This window comes from Pseudoalteromonas sp. S1608, assembly GCF_005887265.1.
GTDB lineage: Bacteria > Pseudomonadota > Gammaproteobacteria > Enterobacterales > Alteromonadaceae > Pseudoalteromonas > Pseudoalteromonas undina.
Map to the genome: position 1 here is coordinate 1 of NZ_PNDK01000050.1, position 6,115 is coordinate 6,115.

6 protein-coding genes are annotated in these 6,115 nt (G+C 40.9%); 3 read left to right on the plus strand and 3 right to left on the minus strand.

The features are described from left to right. Positions 1-38 precede the first annotated feature (38 nt). Entirely contained in the window at positions 39-1,616 is a 1,578-nt protein-coding gene (locus tag CWB75_RS16750) for a LysM peptidoglycan-binding domain-containing protein (protein WP_054202169.1), read from the minus strand. 153 nt (positions 1,617-1,769) lie between these two features. Next, positions 1,770-2,543, minus strand: coding sequence for a hydroxyacylglutathione hydrolase (gene gloB / locus CWB75_RS16755; RefSeq protein WP_055011755.1), 774 nt, complete (start codon positions 2,541-2,543; stop codon positions 1,770-1,772). Positions 2,544-2,596: 53 nt separating this feature from the next. On the opposite strand from gloB, the gene CWB75_RS16760 reads away from it, so the two are divergent. After that, entirely contained in the window at positions 2,597-3,358 is a 762-nt protein-coding gene (locus tag CWB75_RS16760; RefSeq protein WP_054202171.1) for a class I SAM-dependent methyltransferase, read from the plus strand. A 14-nt stretch (positions 3,359-3,372) separates the two neighbouring features. On the opposite strand, the gene rnhA is transcribed toward CWB75_RS16760, so the two are convergent. Further along, positions 3,373-3,837 (minus strand): ribonuclease HI, encoded by a 465-nt coding sequence (gene rnhA, locus CWB75_RS16765; protein ID WP_054202172.1) that lies wholly within the window; start codon positions 3,835-3,837, stop codon positions 3,373-3,375. Between the two features lie 68 nt (positions 3,838-3,905). Here rnhA and dnaQ point away from each other — a divergent pair, with 68 nt between their 5' ends. Together dnaQ and CWB75_RS16775 are read left to right on the plus strand one after the other, a co-directional pair. Then, positions 3,906-4,619 carry a DNA polymerase III subunit epsilon gene (dnaQ, locus tag CWB75_RS16770; RefSeq protein WP_010391424.1) on the plus strand — a complete coding sequence of 238 codons (714 nt, stop codon included), beginning with the start codon at positions 3,906-3,908 and terminating at the stop codon, positions 4,617-4,619. A 9-nt stretch (positions 4,620-4,628) separates the two neighbouring features. Beyond that, complete coding sequence (locus CWB75_RS16775) at positions 4,629-5,999, plus strand: TIGR03503 family protein (protein WP_010391426.1); 1,371 nt, start codon at positions 4,629-4,631, stop codon at positions 5,997-5,999. Positions 6,000-6,115: the final 116 nt, after the last annotated feature.

Sequence of the window (6,115 nt, forward strand, 5' to 3'; positions counted from 1 at the left end):
GCGCTCTTTTTTTATTTAACAGTTTATTACAATAGGGATCAGCTACTTCTTACATCTACTTTTAATTTAAGCTTTTGTCCTGGCTGTAAGTATTTTTGTCCGGCAAGGTTATTCCATTTAATAATATCGCTCACTGTTAAATTAAACTTAGACGCTATACGCGCTAAAGAATCGCCTCGGCGCACTTTGTAGGTAATAGTACGATTAGTATTACTCGTCGACTCTTTAGGCTGGCTAGCTGACTTATAAACTACCAATTTTTGATTTAAACGCAGTACTGCATTTTTTTTCAGCTTATTCCACTTAGCTAATTCACTCATAGTTACATCGTATTCGCGGCTAATATCCCATAGGGTATCGCCACTTTTTACCGTATGAGAAAGTTTAGTGCGTAAACTTTTATTAGCGGCCGCACGTACTTGCTGAGGCAAATGTTCACTGTTAATTTTACCATCAGTGAGTGGTACTAAAATTTGTTGACCCACACGAATTACGTTTGAGTTAAGCTTATTTAATGACTTAATCGCGCTGATACTAGTGGTAAATTTATCTGCAATCACCGACAAGCTATCGCCACGTTTGACCTTATATTGCTGCCAACGAAGACGGTTTTTAATCGCTGTAGCGGTAAGCTTTTCAGTGAATTGTTCTACTTTATCGGTAGGAAGTAATAAAAAGTGTGGGCCATCAGGATCGGTTGCCCAGCGGTTAAATCCTGGATTTAATCGATATAGTTCGGTAAGGGTCATATCGGCCATATCCGCAGCCAGTGCTAAATCTATTTGTGACTCAATATTAACCACTTCGACTACTTGTGCGTTAATTATTGGCTTCCACGACACTTTAAACTCATCTGCACGTTTTAGTAAATCAGCTAAAGCTAATAATTTAGGCACGTAGGCGGTGGTTTCACGAGGTAAATCTAGTGACCAAAAGTCGGTAGGTAAATGCTTTTTACGATTCTTTTTAATCGCACGCAGCAAGCGGCCTTCACCTGAGTTATAGGCGGCAATTGCGTTCAGCCAATCACCTTCAAGGGTTTTGTGTAAGTACGAGAGATAATCAAGTGCAGCGCGTGTAGACTGCACAATATCGCGACGACCGTCATACCACCAGTTTTGTTTTAAATCGAAACGCTCGCCAGTTGCAGGCATAAATTGCCAAATACCCGATGCAGTACGGTGAGAGTAGCCATAAGGGTCGAATGCACTTTCTACAATGGGTAAAAGTGCAATTTCGATGGGCATTTCACGCTTTTCAATTTCTTCAACAATAAAATGCAAATACGGCTCAGCACGTTTAGAAATGCGATCTAGGTATGCCTGATGACGTGCATAATAATTACGCTCAGCGACCACTGGGCGATTTTGTGGAATATCAATAGATAATTGGTAACGAATACGCTCCCAAACATCGTCAAACACAGGGGCTTCTTCTTCAATATCGTTTACTTGTTGATATTGCGCATTCATCATTAATGCAGTGCTAATATCATTTGGGCTGGCGCCTTCAAGCTGGTTTTGAGCTTGATTTTGTGAATCTGTGTTTAACGTTGTCAGTGTTTGACAACCGCCTAGCGTCATCGCTAAGACCAATAAAAGAGGAGATTTATTCATAAATACCAATACATAGGGTAAAAAACTCGGCGAATACTACCCATAATGAGTCAACATTGCCACTTATGACCGTTAAAAGTTCCAAACAAATATGATTAGAAAATGTTAACTTATTGTTTATTAACTAATCGTTTTATTATTATTGTTGCTAGCTTAAAAATGATCTTTGAACTTTCTCAGACTAGCAAAGTTTTCCCAAGGTTCATTGTTTTTTGTAACTAAACAATACTCTTTTGGTAATGACTCTGTAATATTGGGTAAGTTGCTACGCATGAAAGGGTTAACTTTAAGCTCTTGACCTATGGTGCTTGGCAAGCTTATTTCATCATTTTTTCGCAATTCATCTACTTGCTGGCTGTAAGCGAGTAATTCGGGGTTTCGTGGCTCAACCGCTTTTGCAAAGGCCAAGTTTGCTTGGGTGTATTCGTGGGTGCAATATACTTTGCAATCACTTGGCAGTACTCGCAACTTATTAAATGAATGCCACATTTGCTCTGGGCTGCCTTCAAATAAGCGCCCACAACCGCCGCTAAATAGGGTGTCGCCAGTAAAGGCCAGTGCATCATTAATATAACAAATATGGTCTAGGGTGTGCCCAGGAGTCGCTATAATGTCAAATGGAATGTTTAAAACGCTAATTGTATCACCTTCATTTAAAGGCGTTGTTATTCCCTCAAATGGGCTATTACTTGGGCCGTAAACTGTGATGTTAGGGTACTGCTTTACTAATTGAGCTACGCCATCGGTATGATCATAATGATGATGGGTAATTAAAATACCGCCAAGGGTTAAGTTATGCTGCGCTAAATGCTCTAAAACTGGCGCTGATTGCCCAGGATCAACCACCCACGCTTGGTTATTCTGCTCGGTGGTTAAGCACCAAATGTAGTTATCAGAAAAGGCTTTAATTGCTTTGACTTGCACCATGTTTCGTTGCTCTATAAAGTGGTATTTAATTAATATTATAACGAGCTTATATAATGAAACCAGCCCTTAGTTTTCAAGAAGGTCCTAAACCGTTGTCATGGCAGCAGTTTCCGCATGGTGATTATTTACGTTGTGATATAGAACGCAAATTGTCGCCTTGGTTACCGCGAATGTTTGGCTATCATATGCTTAAATTAGGTAATTTAAGCGGTGAATTAGACACCAGTAAAAGCTCCATTAAACATCAAGTATGTGTTGCAGAGCTTGGCCCATACACGGGGGTGGTTGCCGATATAGACGAACTGCCTTTTTACGAGCATAGTATAGATGCTTGCATTATGAGCCATTGTTTAGAGTATCACTCAGATCCACATCATATTTTACGAGAGGCTCATCGAACCCTTATTCCAGGCGGTTATATCGCCATTACGGGTTTTAATCCGTTTAGCTTTTGTGGTTTAGCGCAGTTACTGCCGTTTAGCCGTCAAAAATTACCGTGGACAGGGCGCTTTTTTACTCCCGCACGGGTAAAAGACTGGCTAAATTTACTTGGATTTGAAATTGTGGCCGATGAGCGTTTTATTTATTCGTCGTTGGCGCGCGGTAATCGTTTATCGCGGTTTGCATTTTGGCGCAGCTTTACCAAACAGTATTTAAAACCTATGGGCAGTGTGTATATGCTGGTGGCACGAAAACGAGTTGCGCCACTTACACCAATCAAACCTAAGTGGCATGCTCGTCCACAATTTGCGCCAATAAAAGGGGTAGGGCTTAGGCAAACCTCAAAGCAGCATTATCAACAAAATAAAAAATAGCATGATGTAGAGGGTTACGGTTGGTAACCTTCATCATCGAGTAAGTTGTTGCCGCTGGCTGCATCACGAGCAAGGTCGTCAACAATTTCGTTATATTTGTGGCCACTGTGCCCTTTTACCCATTTCCAGGTAACGTCGTGCTCGGCACAGGCTTTGTCGAGGCGTTTCCATAAATCGACATTTTTAACCGGCTTTTTAGCCGAGGTTTGCCAACCGCGTTTTTTCCAATTGGTGATCCAAGACTCAATACCCTGCTTAACATATTGGCTATCGGTAGTCAGGGTTACAGGGCAGGCACGATTAAGAGATTCTAGCGCCACAATGGCTGCCAGCATTTCCATACGGTTGTTGGTTGTAAGCTTATAACCTTGGCTTAATTTTTTTTCATGGGCTTCATAAATCATAAAAATACCATAACCACCGGGGCCTGGATTACCTAAACACGAACCATCGGTGTAAATCTCTACGGTTTTTTGCACTGTTTTACCTTGATATTATGTACAATAAAGTGATTATAGAAAGATACCAGAGTCAGGCTTAATTCGATATGGCACGCAGACAAATAGTTTTAGATACAGAAACCACCGGCATCGACCCTAAACAAGGGCACCGTATCATCGAGATCGGCTGTGTGGAGCTTATGAATCGCCGGTTAACCGGCAATAATTTTCACGTTTACATTAATCCGCAGCGCAGCATTGAAGAAGAAGCAATCGATGTTCACGGTATTACTAATGAATTTTTACGCGATAAACCGCTTTATCGTGATATTGCCCAAGAGTTTTTTGACTATATTAAAGGGGCTGAGTTAGTTATTCATAATGCGCCGTTCGATATTGGCCATATGGATAATGAATTTGCGTTATTAAATCAAGGCTATCAAAACACCCATAGTTTTTGTGGTGTGCTTGATACCCTTAAAATGGCGCGTGACTTGCATCCAGGGCAAAAGAACAACCTAGATGCACTTTGTCGCCGCTACGATGTTGATAACACTAAGCGGACGTTACACGGCGCCTTACTGGATTCTGAAATTTTAGCCGATGTTTACCTGGCAATGACCGGGGGGCAAGTAAAGCTAAACCTAAATCAAAACAAAGATGACTCAAGTGAAGATCAAAAAGGCGGTATTAGACGCCTAAGTAGCGACAGAGCACCTTTGGTAGTTATAGCAGCTAACGATGCAGAGCAAAGCGCACATCAAACGCGTTTAGACATTGTACAAAAGGAGGGCGGCCATTGTTTATGGCGCGCTGAATAGGGCATTATTATGAAAACGCTATTAGTAGTTTCACTGCTTTTAATCGCCGTGTGTTTCCACCCCGATGCACACAGCGTAAAGCAAGTTGAAGAGTTAAAAGGCAGCGGTAAACAAAATGAAATACCGTTACTGGATAACCGTTTTCGTGTTGATGACAAAATTGATGAAATAAAATTAATATTTTTTAGACGCCCAGGATCGCCTGCCGTAATTTTAGTAAGACCCGATGGTACTAAATACTTTGCAACCAATGCGGTGAGAAACACTAGTCTTGATTGGTACGATGAATTAAATTATGACTTAGTGGTTATTCGCAATCCCATGCCTGGGCCGTGGCAAGTTATTGGCCAAATAATGCCAGAAAGCCGCATTGTTGTTATTGGTGAGTTATCGCTAAAAGTAGACCCACTGCCTAAAATTCTGTTTCAGGGTGAAACTGTAAAGGTAACTGGTGAGATTTTAAATGATGGCGAGCCGATTCGCGCCAACCTATTTAAAGATGCGGTATCGCTTAATGTAAGCTTTGTGAGCACCAATAATGAAAACTTTGAAAACTTTGGTGCAGGCATACAACAAGTAACTGAATTCAAAGATGATGGCTACGGGTTCGATGAAAGCGCTAAAGACGGTGTGTTTACCGGTGAGTTTACTTTAAATTTCACACCTGGCGAGTGGCGCCCTGAGCTTTATATTACCACTGATGTATTAGAGAGGCGGGTGGTTCAAGATCCTATTGTTGTGCATGAGCCGCCTTTCAGCTTTACCTCCGTTGAAGCAACCGAAGAGGGGGATGATCATCGCATTACCATCAATATTGATGATGAGCTTTTAAAACCTGATACGGTGATCATGCAAGGTAAAATTTATTATCCCAATGGTGAAGAGCAGGTATTTTACTTAGATAGCAACAGCACTACTGCTAGAGAGCTGGCTTTACAAGATTATGGTTGGGGGCGCTACAACATTGAAATCTCTGTTTTTGGCTCAACAATCAATGACCGAGAGTTTATGGCTACATTGCCAACCTATTTATTTGAAATAGAAAGACCGATTGAAGTGATTCCAGAAATTCCAGTTGCCAGTGTTAGCGAACCAGAAATTATTCCTGTGCCAGTTGTAAAACCAAAAGTAATGTCCACGGGATTAATGGTTAGTTTAATTGTTGGTGGAAATTTGGCCATTTTATTTATAGGTTGGTTATGTATTCGTGTTTTTGTGCAGAACAAACCATTAAAACTTAAATTGAATTTAGCTTTTTTAAATAAAAAGAAAGCTGTTGAGTCAAAAAAAGCTGAACAGCAAAAATCAGATGAACCAGAAAATAGCTCAAAAAATGATAAATCAGGTGGAATTTTAAACCTTTCGATGTCAGATGACTAAAAAACCTGTAAAAAAACAAAAAAGCCCTTGACGAAGCAGGGGCTGGTTCGTATTATTCACGCCGCTGTCAGGGGAGACTCAGACAGAAACGAAAATGCGGAGTGGTAGTTCAGTTG